The sequence below is a fragment of the Roseomonas acroporae genome, assembly GCF_023223525.1.
In the GTDB taxonomy this organism is placed as follows: Bacteria; Pseudomonadota; Alphaproteobacteria; order Acetobacterales; family Acetobacteraceae; genus Roseomonas_E; species Roseomonas_E acroporae.
The window spans coordinates 1-14,828 of the sequence record NZ_JALPRX010000097.1; the positions used below are offsets into that span (position 1 = coordinate 1).

The following is a 14,828-nucleotide window of genomic DNA, read 5'->3' on the forward strand; positions in this document are numbered from 1 at the left end:
CGTCGAGCGCCGTGGTCGGCTCGTCGGCGATCAGCAGCTTCGGGTCGTTGGCCAGCGCCGCCGCGATCATCACCCGCTGCCGCTGCCCGCCGGAAAGCTGGTGCGGATAGGCGCCCAGCCGGTCCGCCGCGTTGCGCAGCCCGGCCCGCTCCAGCAGCGCCACCACCCGCTCGCGCAGCGCCTCGCCGCGCAGCGGCCGGTGCAGCGTCACCGCCTCGCCCACCTGCCGCCCCACCGTGTGCAGCGGGTTGAGCGAGGTCATCGGCTCCTGGAACACCATCCCCGCCGTGCCGCCGCGCAGGCCGCGCATCTCGCGCTCGGAGGCGCGCAGCACCTCGGTGCCGTCGAGCACGATCCGCCCGGCCGGGTTGGTGCCGCCCGGCGGCAGCAGCCGCAGCACGGACAGCGCGGTGAGGGACTTGCCCGAGCCGCTCTCGCCCACCAGCGCCAGCGTCTCGCCCGGGCGTATGGCGAAGGACACGTCCTGCACCACGCGGCGCGGCCCGAAGGCGACGGAGAGCTTCTCGACCGTGAGCAGCGCGTCCCCGCCCATGCGCGCTTCCGTCGGGCCATTTTTCATCACGCCTGGCCCACCTTCGCGTCGGCGCCGCCACCGCCCGCCTGGTCGGCCACCTCCTGCGGCGAGGCCGGCACCGTCGCCGCCTCGGCCGCCGCGAGGGCGCTTCCCCCGGGCAGCTTGCGCGGGTCGAAGGCGTCGCGCACCGCCTCGCCGACGAAGATCAGCAGGGAGAGCACGCCGCCCAGCACGATGAAGCCGGTGAAGGCGAGCCACGGCGCCTGGAGGTTGTTCTTGCCCTGGTTCACCAGCTCCCCCAGCGAGGCCGAGCCCGGCGGCAGGCCGAAGCCGAGGAAGTCGAGGCTCGCCAGCACGGTGACGCTGCCGGAGAGGGTGAAGGGCAGGAAGGTCAGGGTGGCCACCATCGCGTTGGGCAGGATGTGGCGCCACATCAGCCGCGTGTCGGAGACGCCGAGGGCGCGCGCCGCGCGCACGTAGTCGAGGTTGCGCCCACGCAGGAATTCCGCGCGCACCACGCCGGTCAGGCTCATCCAGGAGAACAGGAGCAGGAAGACCAGCAGCGTCCAGAACCCCGGCTCGATCACGCTGGCCAGGATGATGAGGAGAAACAGTTGCGGCATCCCCGACCAGATCTCGATGAAGCGCTGGAAGACGAGATCGACCCAGCCGCCGTAGAAGCCCTGCACCGCCCCCGCCATCACCCCGAGCACCGAGGAGACGATGGTGAGCGTGAAGCCGAACAGCACCGAGATGCGGAAGCCGTAGATCACCCGCGCCAGCACGTCCCGCGCCTGGTCGTCCGTGCCGAGCCAGTTGCGCAGCGTCGGCGGCGAGGGGGCCGGCTGCCCGAGGTCGCGCACGATGCTGCGGTAGTCGTAGGGGATGGGCGGCCAGACCAGCCAGCCATGCGCGCGTATCTCGGCCTGCAGCGCCGGATCGTGCCAGTCCGCCTCGGTCGGCAGCCCGTCGGGCAGGATGTCGCTCTCGGCGTAGTCGACCAGCACCGGGAAGTACCAGTGCCCGTCCACCCTCGCCACCAGCGGCCGGTCGTTGGCGATCACCTCGGCGAACAGGGTGATCACGAACAGCACGCTGAACACCCATAGGCTCACCCAGCCGCGCCGGTTGGCGCGGAAATTGGCCAGCCGCCGCCGGGTGAGGGGGGAGAGCGCCATCAGCGCGACTCGAAGTCGATGCGCGGATCGACCACCGTGTACATCATGTCGCCCACGATCTGCATGACGAGGCCGAGCAGGGTGAAGATGTAGAGGGTGGCGAACATGATCGGGTAGTCGCGCCGTATGGCCGCGTCGAACCCCAGCAGCCCCAGCCCGTCCAGCGAGAAGACGATCTCGACCAGCAGCGCGCCGGTGAACAGGATGCCGATGAAGGCCGAGGGGAAGCCCGCGATGATCAGCAGCATCGCGTTGCGGAAGACATGCCCGTACAGCACCCGCTTCTCGTCCGCCCCCTTGGCGCGGGCGGTGACGACATACTGCTTGCCGATCTCCTCCAGGAAGCAGTTCTTGGTCAGCATGGTCAGCCCGGCGAAGCCGCCGACCACGAGGGCGATGGTGGGCAGCACCATGTGCCAGGCGTAGTCGAGCGCGCGGGTCGGGAAGGGCGCGCCCTCCAGCCCCGGGCTGAGCAGGCCGCGCAGCGGGAACCACTGCAGGAAGGTGCCGCCCGCGAACAGCACGACGAGCAGGATGGCGAACAGGAAGCCCGGGATGGCGTAGCCCACCAGCACCACCGCCGAGGACCAGAGGTCGAAGCGCGAGCCGTCCCTGACCGCCTTCCTGATGCCGAGCGGGATCGAGATCAGGTAGATGATGAGCGTGGACCAGAGGCCGAGCGAGACCGAGACCGGCATGCGCTCGGCGATCAGGTCGATCACCGGCCGGTCGCGGAACAGCGAGCGGCCGAAGTCGAATTGCAGGTAGCCGCGCAGCATCAGCCAGAAGCGTTCGCTGGCCGGCTTGTCGAAGCCGAAATTGTGCTCGATCTCGCGGATGATGGCGGGATCCAGCCCGCGCGCGCCGCGGTAGCGCGGGCCGGAACCGCCGCCCGAATTGTCCGTGGCCGGCGCCCGCGTCTCGCCGCCGCCCTCGCCGCTGATGCGCCCGACCGAGGAGCCCGCCTGACCGCGCAGCTCGGCGATCATCTGGTCCACCGGCCCGCCGGGCGCGAACTGCACCACGGCGAAGTTGATGAGGATGATGCCGAACAGCGTCGGCACCACCAGCAGCAGGCGGCGGAGGAGATAGGCGCCCATGCCGGCCTCGGCTACTGCGTCTGCTGCTGCCGGCGGCCTTCCTCCACCGTGCCGACGCGCGCCTGCTCGATCCACCAGGAATCGAGGGCGAGCGCGTGGCGCGGGTTGCGCGGCGGCCGGCCGAACTTGTCCCAGTAGGCGACGCGGAAGACACGGCTGTGCCAGTGCGGCACCACGTGCCAGCCCCAGAGCAGCACGCGGTCCAGCGCCCGGGTGCGGGCGATCAGCGCCTCGCGGTCGGGCGCCGCGATCAGCAGCTCCACCAGCTCGTCGATCGCCGGATCGGCGATGCCGGCGACGTTCTGGCTGCCGTGCTCGGCGGCGGTGCGGCTGGTCCAGTAGTCGCGCTGCTCGTTGCCGGGCGAGGCGCTCTGGCCGATCACGTCCACCGTCATGTCGTAGTCGAACCCGTCCATCCGCACCTGGTACTGGGCGGGATCGACGGTGCGCACCTTCGCCTCGATGCCGAGCCGCTGGAGGCTCTGGATGTAGGGCAGGGCGACGCGCTCGAAGGTCGGCGTGTTGAGCAGGATCTCGAACTCGAAGCGCCCTCCGGCGGCGTTGCGCAGCTGCCGGTCGCGCACCTCCCAGCCCGCCTGCTTCAGCAGCGCCAGCGCCTGGCGCAATTGCTCGCGGTTGTTGCCCGAGCCGTCGGTGACGGGCAGCCTGAATTCCTCGGTGAACACCCGCTCCGGCACGTGCCCGCGGAAGCGCTCCAGCACCGCCAGCTCCTGCCCCTGCGGCAGGCCGGAGGAAGCCAGCTCGGAGTTGGAGAAGTAGGACTCGGTGCGCGTGTAGCTGCCGTAGAACAGGTTCCTGTTCATCCACTCGAAGTCGAAGACCAGCGTCAGCGCCTCGCGCACCTTCGGGTCCCGGAACAGGTCCCGGCGGTGGTTCATGGTGAAGGACTGCATCCCGGTCGGGATCTCGTGGCGTATCTCGTCGCGCTTCACGAGGCCGCGCCGCACCGCCGGGAAGTCGTAGGCCGTGGCCCAGTCCTTCGCCACGTTCTCGGTGCGGAAGTCGATGCCGCCCGACTTGAACGCCTCCAGCGCCACGGTGTTGTCGCGGAAGTACTCGTAGCGCGTCGCGTCCCAGTTCGCCGTGCCGCGCATCGTGTTGAGGTCGCGCCCCCAGTAGTCCGCCACGCGGCGGTAGACCAGCGTGCGGTTCGGCTCGAACCGCTCCAGCCGATAGGGGCCGGAGCCGAGCGGCACCTCCAGCGAGGGCCGGGTGAAGTCCCGCCCCTCCCACCAGTGCTTCGGCAGCACGGGAAGCTGCCCGAGCACCATGGCCAGCTCCCGGTTCTCGTCGTTCCTGAACCGGAACACGACCCGCTTGGCACCCTCGGCCTTCACCTCGGCAACGTCGGCGTAATAGCCGCGATAGAAGGGCCGCCCGTGCCGGCGCAGGGTCTCGAAGCTCCACACCACGTCCTCGGCGGTGATCGGCTTCCCGTCGTGCCAGCGCGCCTCGTCGCGCAGGGTGAAGGTCACGCCCAGCCGGTCGGCGGGCAGCTCCACCTCGCGGGCCAGGTGGCAGTAATTCGTGCTCGCCTCGTCGCTGCTGTCCTTCATCAGCGTCTCCCAGAGCTGGGTGATGCCGACGGCCGGGGTGCCGCGCAGGATGAAGGGGTTGAAGCTGTCGAAGGAGCCGAGCGCGGTGAGCGCGATCTCGCCGCCCTTGGGCGCGTCCGGGTTCACCCAGGGCCAGTGCGGGAATCCGGCGGGCAGGGCGGGCTCGCCCAGCAGCGACAGGGCGTGGGTGCGGGTGACGCCGCCGCTCCCCGGGGCCGTCGTGCTCCCCTGGGCGCCCCCCTGGGCGCCCCCCTCGGCAGTCCCTTGGGCAGTCCCTTGGGCGCGCGCCTCTCGGCCGGCGGAAAGAAGCGCGAGGGCGGCGCCCCCGGCGAGGAGATCGCGTCGGAACATCGGCCGAGGATGCGGGTTTGCGGGGCGCGGGACAACGGGGCGCGTGGGGCTTCCGGGGCGCCGCACCGGGGCCCGATAGGAAGAGGGGGGAGAGGGCGCCGCCCTCTCCCGCCAGGAAGGCCGGGTTCCCGGACCGCGGCCGGCTTCCGGCGCCGGGGCAGGCCGCGCCGCCGGAAAGGGAGCGGGGCCGGAACCCGCCTTCAGCCCAGCAGCCGCACCGCCTCGTCCAGCATCGCCGCGTCGCCCACCGCGAGCACGCGCCCGCCCTCGGCCTCGGCGCGCTCCGGCGTCAGGGGCCGCCCGTCCCAGCCGGTCAGCCGCCCGCCGGCACCCTCCACCACGGGCACCAGCGCCGCCCAGTCCCACAGCTTCATCGTGGATTCGGCGATCACGTCCACCAGCCCGAGCGCCAGCAGCCCGTAGCCGTAGCAGTCGCCCCCCCAGGTCACGCGGCGGGCGGCGGCGCGCAGCCGCTCGAAGCCCGGCCGGTCGGCGGGGGCGAACATGTCGGGACTGGTGCAGGACAGCTCCGCCTCGGCCAGCCGCGCGCAGGGGCGGCAGCCGACGCGGCCGCCCAGCGGCGCGCGGAAGCGCGTGGGCTCGCCGTCCAGGCCCAGCCAGCGCTCGCCGGTGGCGGGCTGGTCGATCAGGCCCAGCACCGGCCGGCCCCGGTGCAGCAGCCCGATCAGGGAGCCGAACAGCGGGCGGCCGGTGACGAAGGCGCGGGTGCCGTCGATCGGGTCCAGCACCCAGACCCATTCGGCGTCGGGCCGGTCGGCGCCGTATTCCTCGCCGACGATGCCGTGCGCCGGGAAGCGCGCGGCGAGCAGGGCGCGCATCGCCCGCTCGGCGCCGCGGTCGGCCGCGGTGACCGGGCTGGCATCGCCCTTGGCCTCGACCAGGAGAGGGGAGCGGAACAGCGGCCGGATGACAGCGGCGGCGGCGTCGGCGGCCGCCCCGGCCGCCTCGGCCAGCGCCGGGTCGGGCATGTCCGGGCTCAGTGCGCCGGGGCGTTCGCCGGTGCCGGCGGCGAGGCGGGGGCGGCGCCCTGCTGCGGCTGGCTGCCCTGCTCGGTGGCCGGCGGCGTGCCGCCCGGCACGGCGCCGGCGGGAGTCGCGGCGGGCGCCTCGGCCGGCGGCGGCGGCGGGGCGTTGGGCGAGATCGAGCGGATGAAGGCGATCACGTTCGCCCGCTGCTGGTGGTTGCTGATGCCGGCGAAGGCCATGCGCGTGCCGGGAGCGTAGGCGCTCGGCTTGTGCAGCCACTCGTTCAGCATGTTGTCGTCCCAGGGCCCCGGCTTGCCCTTGAGCGCGGCGGAGTAGTTGAAGCCCTCGACGTGACCGTGCGGCGCGCCGTCCACGCCGTACAGGTTGGGCCCGACGCCGGAGCGGCCGCCCTGGTTGAAGGTGTGGCAGGAGGCGCAGAGGCGCTGCGCGAGCTGCTGGCCCTCGGCGACGTTGGCCTGGGCGAGCAGCGGGCCGAGCGGCGGCAGCGCCTCGGGGGCCGCCGGGGCGGCGGCGGGGGCGGCGCCGACTCCCTCGATGTGGATCGCGCTGTGTTCCAGCCGGTGCGGGTGCACCAGGACGCCACCGACCAGCCCGGCCATCATGAAGGCGATGCCGGCGGTCAGGATGGCCCCGAACGCCTTGTTGAGCTCCAGACTGCCCATCTCAGACCGCACCCTTTTCGACTGACGTGCCCGATCCACGTCGGCTGGCGTACCCGACCCGCGCCGGCCGCCATGCCCGACCCGCGGGCGGCGGGCGCATCGGGCCGTCATCCGCGACCCGTTTGCGCCCGCGCGACGCCGCGACTAGAAGCCCCGGACCATAAAGAGGGCGCCAACGCCCATCAACCCACCGGGTCCGGCACCGGAACCTTCGCGGCGGGGTGGGGCGCCGGGGCATCGCCCGCTGCCTCCTCCCGCCCGGCCGGCGCCGCCCGGACAGACTGGCCCGAAGCCTCATCTCAAGCCGCGGAAGCATGACCCCGATCGTCCTGATCCCCGCCCGCATGGCCAGCACCCGGCTGCCGGGCAAGCCCCTCGCCGCGATCGCCGGCCGCCCCATGATCGTGCAGGTGCTGGACCGCGCGCGGGAGGCGGGGATCGGCCCGGTCGCCGTCGCCTGCGCCGAGCCGGAGATCGCCGCGGCGGTGGCGGCGGCGGGCGGCACCGCCGTGACGGTGCCCGAGGACCTGCCGAGCGGCACCGACCGCATCGCCCGGGCGCTGGCGCGACTCGACCCCGAGGGGCGGCACGACGTGGTGGTGAACCTGCAGGGGGACCTGCCGACGCTCGACCCCGCGCTGCTGCGCGCCGTGCTGCTGCCGCTGGCCAATCCGGCGAACGACATGGGCACGCTGGTCGCCGAGATCGCCACCGCCGAGGAGGCGGAGGCGGAGTCGGTGGTGAAGTGCGCCTGCGCCTTCCGCGAGGGCGAGGCGGTGGCGCCGGCGCTGTACTTCTCGCGCCGGGCGGTGCCCTGGGGGGCGGGGCCGCTCTGGCACCACATCGGCGTCTACAGCTACCGGCGCGCGGCGCTGGCGCGCTTCGTCGCCCTGCCGGCCTCGCCGCTGGAGGGGCGCGAGAAGCTGGAGCAGCTCCGCGCGCTGGAGGCGGGAATGCGCATCGGCGCGGCGCGCGTGCCGCACGCGCCCTTCGGCGTGGACACGCCGGCCGACCTCGCGCGCGCGCGCGCCGTGCTTGAGAAGGGGATCCACGCATGACCCAAGGCAGCAGCGACCAGGGCCAGGTGGGGGGCCAGGTGGGGGGGCCGGTGGGGGACCAGGGGGGGAGCCAAACGGGGGGGCGAGCGGGGGAACGGGAAGGCCGGGCGGGGGAGCGGACGGGCGGCGCCATCGCCTTCCAGGGCCTGCCCGGCGCCTATTCCGACCTCGCCTGCCGGCACGCCTATCCCGGCATGACGACGCTGCCCTGCCCGAGCTTCGAGGCGGCGATGGCGGCGCTGCGCGACGGCCGCGCCGACCTCGCCATGCTGCCCTGCGAGAATTCCCTCGCCGGCCGCGTGCCCGACATCCATCGGCTGCTGCCGCAGTCCGGCCTGTACGTGGTGGGCGAGCATTTCGAGCGGGTGGAGCACTGCCTGATGGCGCCGGCCGGCGCGACGCTGGCCACCATCCGGCGCGCGCACAGCCATCCCGTGGCGCTGGGCCAGGTGTTCAACGTGCTGCGCGAGCTGTCGCTGACGCCGGTGATCGAGGCCGACACGGCCGGCGCCGCCGCGCTGATCGCCGAGCGCGGTGGGGTGGAGGACGCGGCCATCGCCTCGGCGCTGGCGGCGGAGATCTACGGCCTCGACGTGCTGCGCCACAACGTCGAGGACGCGCCGCACAACACCACGCGCTTCTACGTCATGGCACGCGAGCGGGCCGACGCGCCGGCCGACGCGGCCGCCAGCGGGGGCGATTTCGTGACCACCTTCGTCTTCCGCGTCCGCAACATCCCGGCGTCGCTCTACAAGGCGCTGGGCGGCTTCGCCACCAACGGCGTGAACATGACCAAGCTCGAGAGCTACATGCTCGACGGCGAGTTCACCGCGACGCAGTTCCTGTGCGACGTGGACGGCCACCCGGCGCAACCGGCGCTGCGGCTGGCCTTCGAGGAGCTGGAATTCTTCTCGGCGGAGATGCGCGTGCTCGGCGCCTACCGCGCCAGCCCGGCGCGGCGGGAACGCGGCGCGGCGGGCGCGCTGTAGGCGGCGCGCCGCCCTCAGCGCGCCCGCATCTCGCGGTAGCGGAAGGCCGCGTCGTCCGGCGCCGCCATCGCCTCCCGCACCGCGAGGTCGAGCAGCGCGTGGTGCGGCGACAGGGCGCAGGCCGGGTCGGTGGCGGCGGCATCGCCGGTCAGGGCGTGCGCCTGGCAGCGGCAGCCGCCCCAGTCCCGCTCGCGCCGGTCGCAGCCGCGGCAGGGCTCCGGCATCCAGCCGGTGCCGCGGAAGCGCCGGAACGCCGCCGATTCCGTCCAGATCCGGCGCAGCGGCATGGCGCGCACGTCGGGGAAGTCGAAGCCGGGCAGGCCCTCGGCGGCGTGGCAGGGCAGGGCGCGGCCGGCGGGCGTCACCACCAGCACGGCGCGGCCCCAGCCGCCCATGCAGGCCTTGGGGCGGCGCGCATGGTAGTCCGGCGTCACGTAGTCGATGACGAGGCGGCCGCGCAGCGATTCCCGCGCCGCCGCCACCGTGGCGGTGGCGGCGTCGAGCTGCGCGCGCGAGGGCAGCAGCGCGTCGCGGTTGCGCAGCGCCCAGCCATGGTACTGCACATGCGCGACCTCCAGCCGCCCGGCGCCGAGCCGCAGCGCGAGGTCGATCAGCGCGGGCAGGCGTTCGAGGTTCTGCCGGTGCACCACGGCGTTCAGCGTCAGCGGCAGCCCGGAAGCCGTCACCAGCGCGGCGAATTCCAGCTTGCGCGCATGCGCGCCGGCGAGGCCGCCGATCCGGTCGGCGGAGTCCGCCTCCGCGTCCTGCACCGAGAGCTGCACGTGGTCGAGCCCGGCCCGCACCAGCGATTCCAGCCGTGCCGCGTCCAGCGTGACGCCCGAGGTGATGAGGTTGCTGTAGAGGCCGGCGCGCGCGGCATGCGCCACGATCGCCGCGAGGTCGCGCCGCGCCGCCGGCTCGCCGCCCGAGAGGTGGAGCTGCAGCACGCCGAGCGCGGCCGCCTCCTCGAACACCCGGCCCCATTCGTCGGCGGAGAGCTCCGACGAGGCGCGCGCGAGCGACAGCGGGTTGGAGCAGTAGGGGCAGCGCAGCGGGCAGCGATGCGTCAGCTCCGCCAGCAGGCCGAGCGGCGCCGGCGGCGGGGGCTCCGGGGGAATGCCGGGGGCGGCTTCCGGCGCGGCGGCGTCGCTCACAGCACGAATTCCATCCCGTCCTCGGCGACCTCCCAGCCCGCCGCCGACACCTCGGCGCGTGCCGGGCTGTCCGCCAGCAGCACCGGGTTGGTGTTGTTGAGGTGGATCAGCACCCGGCGGCGCACGCCGAGCCCGGCGAAGGCCGCCAGCGTTCCCGCCGGCCCGGACAGCGCCATGTGGCCCATCCGCGCGCCGGTCTTCGTGCCCGCGCCGAGGCGGATCATCTCGTCGTCGTCGTACAGCGTGCCGTCGAACAGCACGGCGGCGGCGCCGCGCAGCCGCGCGCGCAGCGGATCGGTCATGGCGGCGCAGCCGGGGATGAAGAACAGCGAATCGCCGGCCTCGCGGCCATCCGGCATGGCCGCCGCGAGGCGCAGCCCGATCGTCTCGCCGGAATCGTCGCGGCCGGGATCGGCCTCGCCGGTCTCGCGGAACAGCGGCACCTTGCCGGGAACGGCGAAGGCCTCGGCGACGAGGCCGAGGGGGGCGCCGCCGGCATCGGCCAGCCTGTCGGCCGCGTCCAGGCGCAGCGCCCGGCGCGGCACCAGCGCGGGCGATAGCACGCCGAAGATCGGGTTCTCCGCCAGCACCGCCAGGGTCGGCGGCGCGGCGTACAGGGCGAAGGGATGCCGCTCGCGCAGCGAGAGCAGCCCGGCCAGCGTGTCCACCTCGCCGCCCGTCAGCAGCACGGCGGCGATGGGCGAGTGCCGGATGCCGTGCGCCGGGCGCGGGTGCAGGGCGGGGGACGCCTCGATCTGCAGGCGCAACTCCGGCGCGGCGTTCAGCAGCACCCAGCGCTCGCCATCGGCGCTGACGGCCACGGAAGCCTGGGTGCGCGGCCGTGCCGCCGGATCGCCGGCCCGTGCGCGCCGGCAGCCCGGGCCGGCCGAGTTCCATTGCGGGAAGCCGCCGCCCGCGGCGGCGCCGAGCACCAGGACGCGCAGCATCTCGGCCTTCACCGCCGGCCGCGGCCGGCGGCGCCGGCCTGCCCGGCCTCAGTCCTCGGCGGTGGCGTAGCAGTTGATCTCCATGGCCATGGAGATCTCGATCACGCGGGGGGTGGTCCAGGCCATCTGCGCTCTCCCTCGGTCTGCGCTGCGGGCTTGCGGGCCCGTCGTACCGGGCGCGGGGCCCGGCAGCGGCGATGCTAGAGCATTTTCAGGCCGGGTGTACTCACCCAGCGACCCGGGAAATGCGAAAACCCGACAGGCTGGAGCCGTTCCGGCCTGATACGGTCAGGCCGGAACGGCTCCAGAGCGGATCGCGGCGGGCGGACACGCCCGAAGGCGTGAAGCCGCCCCGAAAACGGCGAGCGGCGGCGAAGCGGGCCTGCCGGCCGGAGCGCGGTTCGCCGCAGGGCACGAGCACGGCGGGCGGAACGCCGCGATGCCGTGGATCGGCCGGCAGGCGGCGGACGGCCTGCCGCCGCGAGGCCACGGTGCCGATGGCCGCGATGGCCGGCGGTCGCGATGGCCGATGGCGGTGATCGCCGATGGTGGTGATGGTGGAGGCCGTGGCGGCCGGGGGGGCGGCCGGGGGCACGGCGGCTGGCCGCCGCCCCGGGGCCGCCGCCGTTCAGCGCGGCGGCGGCAGCGATTCGCGGCTCACCGTGCCGCCCGGCGCCGCGCCCCCGTAGGCGGGGCCGGCGCCGTAGCCGCCCGGCGCGCCGCCGGCGACGGGCGGCGGCAGCAGCGGCCGCGCCTCGGCCGCCGCCTGGCGGCTGCCGTAGCGGGTCAGCACGGCGCGCAGCGGGTCGGCGCCCGGGTTGTGCGCCTCCATCCCGATCACGATCTGCTGCGGCCCCACCTCCTTGCCGTAGTAGGCGCGGTTCCAGCTGGAGCGCGAGCTGAGGATCGAGCCGGAGAGCGACAGCGAGGCGAACAGCCCGCGCGAGCGCGCATAGGCCAGGATGTCGGCGCCGATGGCCGCCGTGGTGGCGCCCTGCACGCTGCCGCCCAGCGTGGCCACGGCGATCGAGGCGTCGCCGCCGATCTTGAACTGGCTGTCCATGACCGCGCGCAGGCCGCGCTCGGTCATGATCAGCATCATCAGCTCCATCTCCTGGATGCCGGCGGTCAGGCCGATGCTGGCCGAGCCCATGGTGTAGAAGGCGGGCGAGGACCAGGAGCCGTTGGCGTCGCGCGCCAGCAGCGCGCAGTCGCCGCCCTCGCCGCCGAAGATGAAGCCGGCGCGGAAGATGCGCGGGCAGACCATCACGGCGCGGGCGCGGCGCAGCGTGTCGGCGGCGTTGGCGGCGTCGTTGCCGTAGCCGAGCATCTCCTGCACGGCCAGCGTGGCGCGGTCCACCAGCGCCTGCTGCTCGCCCTGCGCCAGTGCCGGACCGGACAGGGCGCAGCCGAAGGCCAGAACCATGAGACCGCGTGCAAGCATTGCCGCCCAACCCCCCTGAGTCGATTGAAGATTACGGGCAATCAAGAACGCTGTCCAAGCTTTCGGTACGGCGGGCGGCGCGCCGTCCGCCGACCGGCCGGCTCACGCCGTCGCGGGATGGGGCGCCGGCAGCGCGAAGGGCTCCTCGTTCACCGCCGCGACGCGCCAGTCCCGGCCGTGCCTTTCCAGGCGGGTGACCGACAGGTTGAGGATCGAGAAGGTCAGCGCCTGATGGGCCGTCAGCCCCAGCGCATGGGCGAGCGAGGCGCGGATCGAGCCGCCATGCGCCACCACCACGACGTCGCCGCCGGCATGCTCGGCCGCGAGGCGGTCCAGCACCGGGCCGACGCGCCCGACCACGTCGCCGAAGGATTCGCCGCCCGGCGGGCGCTCCTCGCCGGCATGCGGCCAGAAGGGGTGCGGCGGGTGCAGCAGCCGCTCGGCCACCACCTCGTGCGGCAGCCCCTGCCATTCGCCCAGGTGCTGCTCGACGAGGTCGGCCTCCTCGGCCAGCGGCGTCTCCGGGTAGCCGGCGGCGAAGATGGCGGCGGCGGTGGCGCGGGTGCGCGAGAGCGTGGTGCAGACCCAGCGCGCGGGCCGCGGCAGGCGGGCGGCGAGCCAGCGGTAGGAGGCCGCCTCCGCCGCCAGGGCGAGCCGGCAGAGCGGCACGTCCAGGCAGCCGTACAGCGTGGCGCGCGCGCCGGGTTCCACCAGCGCGTGGCGGACGAGGAAGAGCCGGGTGACGTTCGGATCGGTCTGCACGGGAGAGGATCTAGAGCATTTTCAAGCCGGGTGTACTCACCGGGCGGCTCGGAAAATGCGAAAACCCAAAAGCCTGGAGCCGTTCCGGCCTGATACGGTCAGGCCGGAACGGCTCCAGGCGGTCCGGCATCCGCGATCCATGGCCGTGGCCGTGGCCGCAGCCGTGCCATTCGCCGGCCGCGCCGGCTCATTGTCTTCCGGGCGGCTCCACGCCTCCGGCCGTCGCCGCCCTCCGGCGATCCGCTCTATTCGCCGATGCTCAGCAGCGCGCCCTGCTCCCGCGCGCGGCGGAACTGCCACAGGAAGGCGGCGACGGCCAGCGACAGCCAGAACGCGTCCAGCCCGAAGGCCCAGCCCAGCTCCGCCCACGCCACCCGCCCGTGCAGCAGCGCCGCGCGCATGCCCTCGAACACGTGCGCGGCGGGCAGGGCCAGGGCGATCGGCCGGATCCAGTCCGGCAATACGGCGACGGGGTAGAACACGGCCGAGAAGGGCGTCAGCCCCATCAGCACCGACCAGGCCAGCGCCTCCGCTCCCGCGCCGTGGCGCAGCACCATGGCGGTGACGCCGAGCGCCACCGCCCAGCCCATCACCAGCAGCGCCGCGACGAAGGCCACCAGCATCGGCCCCATGGCGAAGAGGTCGAATCCGTAGAGCAGGAAGGCGAGCAGCGCCGCCGGCAGCACGCCGGCCAGCATGCGCAGCACGCTCATCGCCATCAGCGCCGCCAGCAGCTCGCGCGGGCGCAGCGGCGCGACCAGGAGCTGGCCGAGGTTGCGGCTCCACACCTCCTCCAGGAAGGAGATGGAGAAGCCCATCTGCGCCCGCAGCGCCACCTCCCACAGCAGCACGCCGCCGAGCAGCGTGCCGGCCGCGACCGAGGCGAGGTTCTGCTGCACCCCGGCGAGGTAGGCGGTGACGAAGCCCCAGACCAGCATCTGCAGCAGCGGCCAGTAGGCCAGCTCCAGCAGGCGCGGCCAGGAGCGGCGGAACAGGGCGAGGTGGCGGTACATCAGCCCCCAGACCCGCCGCAGCGCGGCACGGGCGCCACCGTGGCGTGGTGCGGGGGAAGGCTCGCGCGGCGCCGCGGCCTGCCGCGGCGGGGCGGATCGCTCGCGGCGCGCGCAGCCGTCCCGCGGCGGGGCGGCGGGACCGCCCGCCGTTCCGGCGGACGGGCGCGGCGGCGGGGAGGGCGGGGCGTCGCCCGGCGCGCCGCTCATGCCGATCCCCCGGCCATGGCCGCGCCGGCCCGGCCGCGGTTGCGGGCGATGTCGAGGAAGACCTGCTCGAGATCGTCGCGGCCGTACCGTTCCAGCAGCGCCCGCGGGCTGCCCCGGTCGACGGCGCGGCCTTCCTTGAGCATCAGCACCTCGGTGCAGAGCCGCTCGACCTCGGCCATGTTGTGCGAGGCGAGCAGGATGGCGCAGCCGCTCTCGGCCCGGTAGCGCTCCAGCCAGCCGCGCACCCAGTCCGCCGTGTCCGGGTCGAGGCTGGCGGTCGGCTCGTCGAGCAGCAGCACCTCGGGGCGGTTGATCAGCGCCTTAGCCAGCGCGACGCGCGTCTTCTGCCCGGCCGAGAGCATCCCGGCGGGGCGGTCGAGCAGGTCGGTCAATTGCAGCTCCCCGGCCAGGCGCGCGATCCGCGCCTCGGCCCGCGGCACGTCGTAGAGATGCGCGTAGACGCGCAGGTTCTCGGCCACCGAGAGCCGGCCGGGCAGGGCGACGTAGGGCGAGGAGAAGTTCATCCGCGCCAGCGCCGCGAAGCGGTCGCGCGCCATGTCGTGGCCGAGCACGGCGGCGCGCCCGGCGCTCGGCAGCAGCAGGCCGAGCAGCATGGCGATGGTGGTGGTCTTGCCGGCGCCGTTGCCGCCGAGCAGGCCCCAGGTGGCGCCGCGCGGCAGGCTGAAGGAGAGGGAATCCACCGCCAGCGTGTCGCCGTACCGCTTGGTCAGGGATTCGGCCAGGATGGCAGGCGCGGTCATCCGGCGTGCATAGAGCATTTCCGGGCGTCGGCCGCACGTTTCGTGCGGCCTCGGCCTGCCGCCGGCCGCTCCGGAGGTCGCGC

16 protein-coding genes are annotated in these 14,828 nt (G+C 74.2%); 2 read left to right on the forward strand and 14 right to left on the reverse strand.

What is annotated here, in order from left to right; translation table 11 throughout:
• The 6 genes from M0638_RS20715 to M0638_RS20740 form a co-directional block, all read right to left on the reverse strand.
• On the reverse strand, nucleotides 1-553 hold a 553-nt coding region (locus M0638_RS20715), incomplete at its 3' end, for an ATP-binding cassette domain-containing protein (RefSeq protein ID WP_248668911.1).
• 26 nt (nucleotides 554-579) lie between these two features.
• Nucleotides 580-1,713, reverse strand: a complete 1,134-nt coding sequence (locus tag M0638_RS20720) for an ABC transporter permease (protein ID WP_248668912.1) — start codon at nucleotides 1,711-1,713, stop codon at nucleotides 580-582.
• Entirely contained in the window at nucleotides 1,713-2,813 is a 1,101-nt protein-coding gene (locus M0638_RS20725) for a microcin C ABC transporter permease YejB (protein ID WP_248668913.1), read from the reverse strand. Before M0638_RS20725 ends, M0638_RS20720 begins: the two co-directional genes overlap by 1 nt.
• Nucleotides 2,814-2,824: 11 nt before the next feature.
• The gene (locus M0638_RS20730; RefSeq protein WP_248668914.1) at nucleotides 2,825-4,741 is read right to left on the reverse strand and encodes an extracellular solute-binding protein; all 1,917 of its coding nucleotides are present in this window, start codon (nucleotides 4,739-4,741) and stop codon (nucleotides 2,825-2,827) included.
• A 200-nt stretch (nucleotides 4,742-4,941) separates the two neighbouring features.
• A complete protein-coding gene (locus M0638_RS20735) occupies nucleotides 4,942-5,730 on the reverse strand; it encodes an inositol monophosphatase family protein (protein WP_248668915.1) in 789 nt (262 codons plus the stop codon).
• Nucleotides 5,731-5,738: 8 nt separating this feature from the next.
• Nucleotides 5,739-6,410 (reverse strand): c-type cytochrome, encoded by a 672-nt coding sequence (locus M0638_RS20740; protein ID WP_248668916.1) that lies wholly within the window; start codon nucleotides 6,408-6,410, stop codon nucleotides 5,739-5,741.
• A 314-nt stretch (nucleotides 6,411-6,724) separates the two neighbouring features.
• Between M0638_RS20740 and M0638_RS20745 the strand changes: the two genes are divergently transcribed.
• Together M0638_RS20745 and M0638_RS20750 are read left to right on the forward strand one after the other, a co-directional pair.
• On the forward strand, nucleotides 6,725-7,468 hold the full coding sequence (locus M0638_RS20745; protein WP_248668917.1) for a 3-deoxy-manno-octulosonate cytidylyltransferase: 744 nt from the start codon (nucleotides 6,725-6,727) through the stop codon (nucleotides 7,466-7,468).
• Entirely contained in the window at nucleotides 7,465-8,457 is a 993-nt protein-coding gene (locus M0638_RS20750) for a prephenate dehydratase (protein WP_248668918.1), read from the forward strand. The genes M0638_RS20745 and M0638_RS20750 overlap by 4 nt, the downstream gene beginning before the upstream one ends.
• 14 nt (nucleotides 8,458-8,471) lie before the next feature.
• Here the strand turns inward: M0638_RS20750 and pqqE are convergent, their stop codons facing one another.
• The 8 genes from pqqE to M0638_RS20785 all read right to left on the reverse strand — a co-directional run bounded on the left by pqqE (nucleotide 8,472) and on the right by M0638_RS20785 (nucleotide 14,745).
• Nucleotides 8,472-9,611, reverse strand: coding sequence for a pyrroloquinoline quinone biosynthesis protein PqqE (pqqE, locus tag M0638_RS20755; protein ID WP_408903652.1), 1,140 nt, complete (start codon nucleotides 9,609-9,611; stop codon nucleotides 8,472-8,474).
• Nucleotides 9,608-10,558 (reverse strand): pyrroloquinoline quinone biosynthesis protein PqqB, encoded by a 951-nt coding sequence (pqqB, locus tag M0638_RS20760; protein ID WP_248668919.1) that lies wholly within the window; start codon nucleotides 10,556-10,558, stop codon nucleotides 9,608-9,610. The genes pqqE and pqqB overlap by 4 nt, the downstream gene beginning before the upstream one ends.
• 48 nt (nucleotides 10,559-10,606) lie before the next feature.
• Nucleotides 10,607-10,684, reverse strand: a complete 78-nt coding sequence (pqqA, locus tag M0638_RS29260) for a pyrroloquinoline quinone precursor peptide PqqA (RefSeq protein WP_408903653.1) — start codon at nucleotides 10,682-10,684, stop codon at nucleotides 10,607-10,609.
• A gap of 100 nt (nucleotides 10,685-10,784) precedes the next feature.
• A complete protein-coding gene (locus M0638_RS20765; RefSeq protein ID WP_248668920.1) occupies nucleotides 10,785-11,153 on the reverse strand; it encodes a hypothetical protein in 369 nt (122 codons plus the stop codon).
• Between the two features lie 33 nt (nucleotides 11,154-11,186).
• Nucleotides 11,187-11,984, reverse strand: a complete 798-nt coding sequence (locus tag M0638_RS20770; protein WP_248668921.1) for a lipid-binding SYLF domain-containing protein — start codon at nucleotides 11,982-11,984, stop codon at nucleotides 11,187-11,189.
• 120 nt (nucleotides 11,985-12,104) lie between these two features.
• The gene (locus M0638_RS20775; protein ID WP_248668922.1) at nucleotides 12,105-12,764 is read right to left on the reverse strand and encodes a histidine phosphatase family protein; all 660 of its coding nucleotides are present in this window, start codon (nucleotides 12,762-12,764) and stop codon (nucleotides 12,105-12,107) included.
• A 245-nt stretch (nucleotides 12,765-13,009) separates the two neighbouring features.
• Entirely contained in the window at nucleotides 13,010-13,984 is a 975-nt protein-coding gene (locus M0638_RS20780) for an ABC transporter permease (RefSeq protein ID WP_456316049.1), read from the reverse strand.
• A complete protein-coding gene (locus M0638_RS20785; RefSeq protein WP_248668923.1) occupies nucleotides 13,981-14,745 on the reverse strand; it encodes an ABC transporter ATP-binding protein in 765 nt (254 codons plus the stop codon). Before M0638_RS20785 ends, M0638_RS20780 begins: the two co-directional genes overlap by 4 nt.
• Between the last annotated feature and the right edge of the window lie 83 nt (nucleotides 14,746-14,828).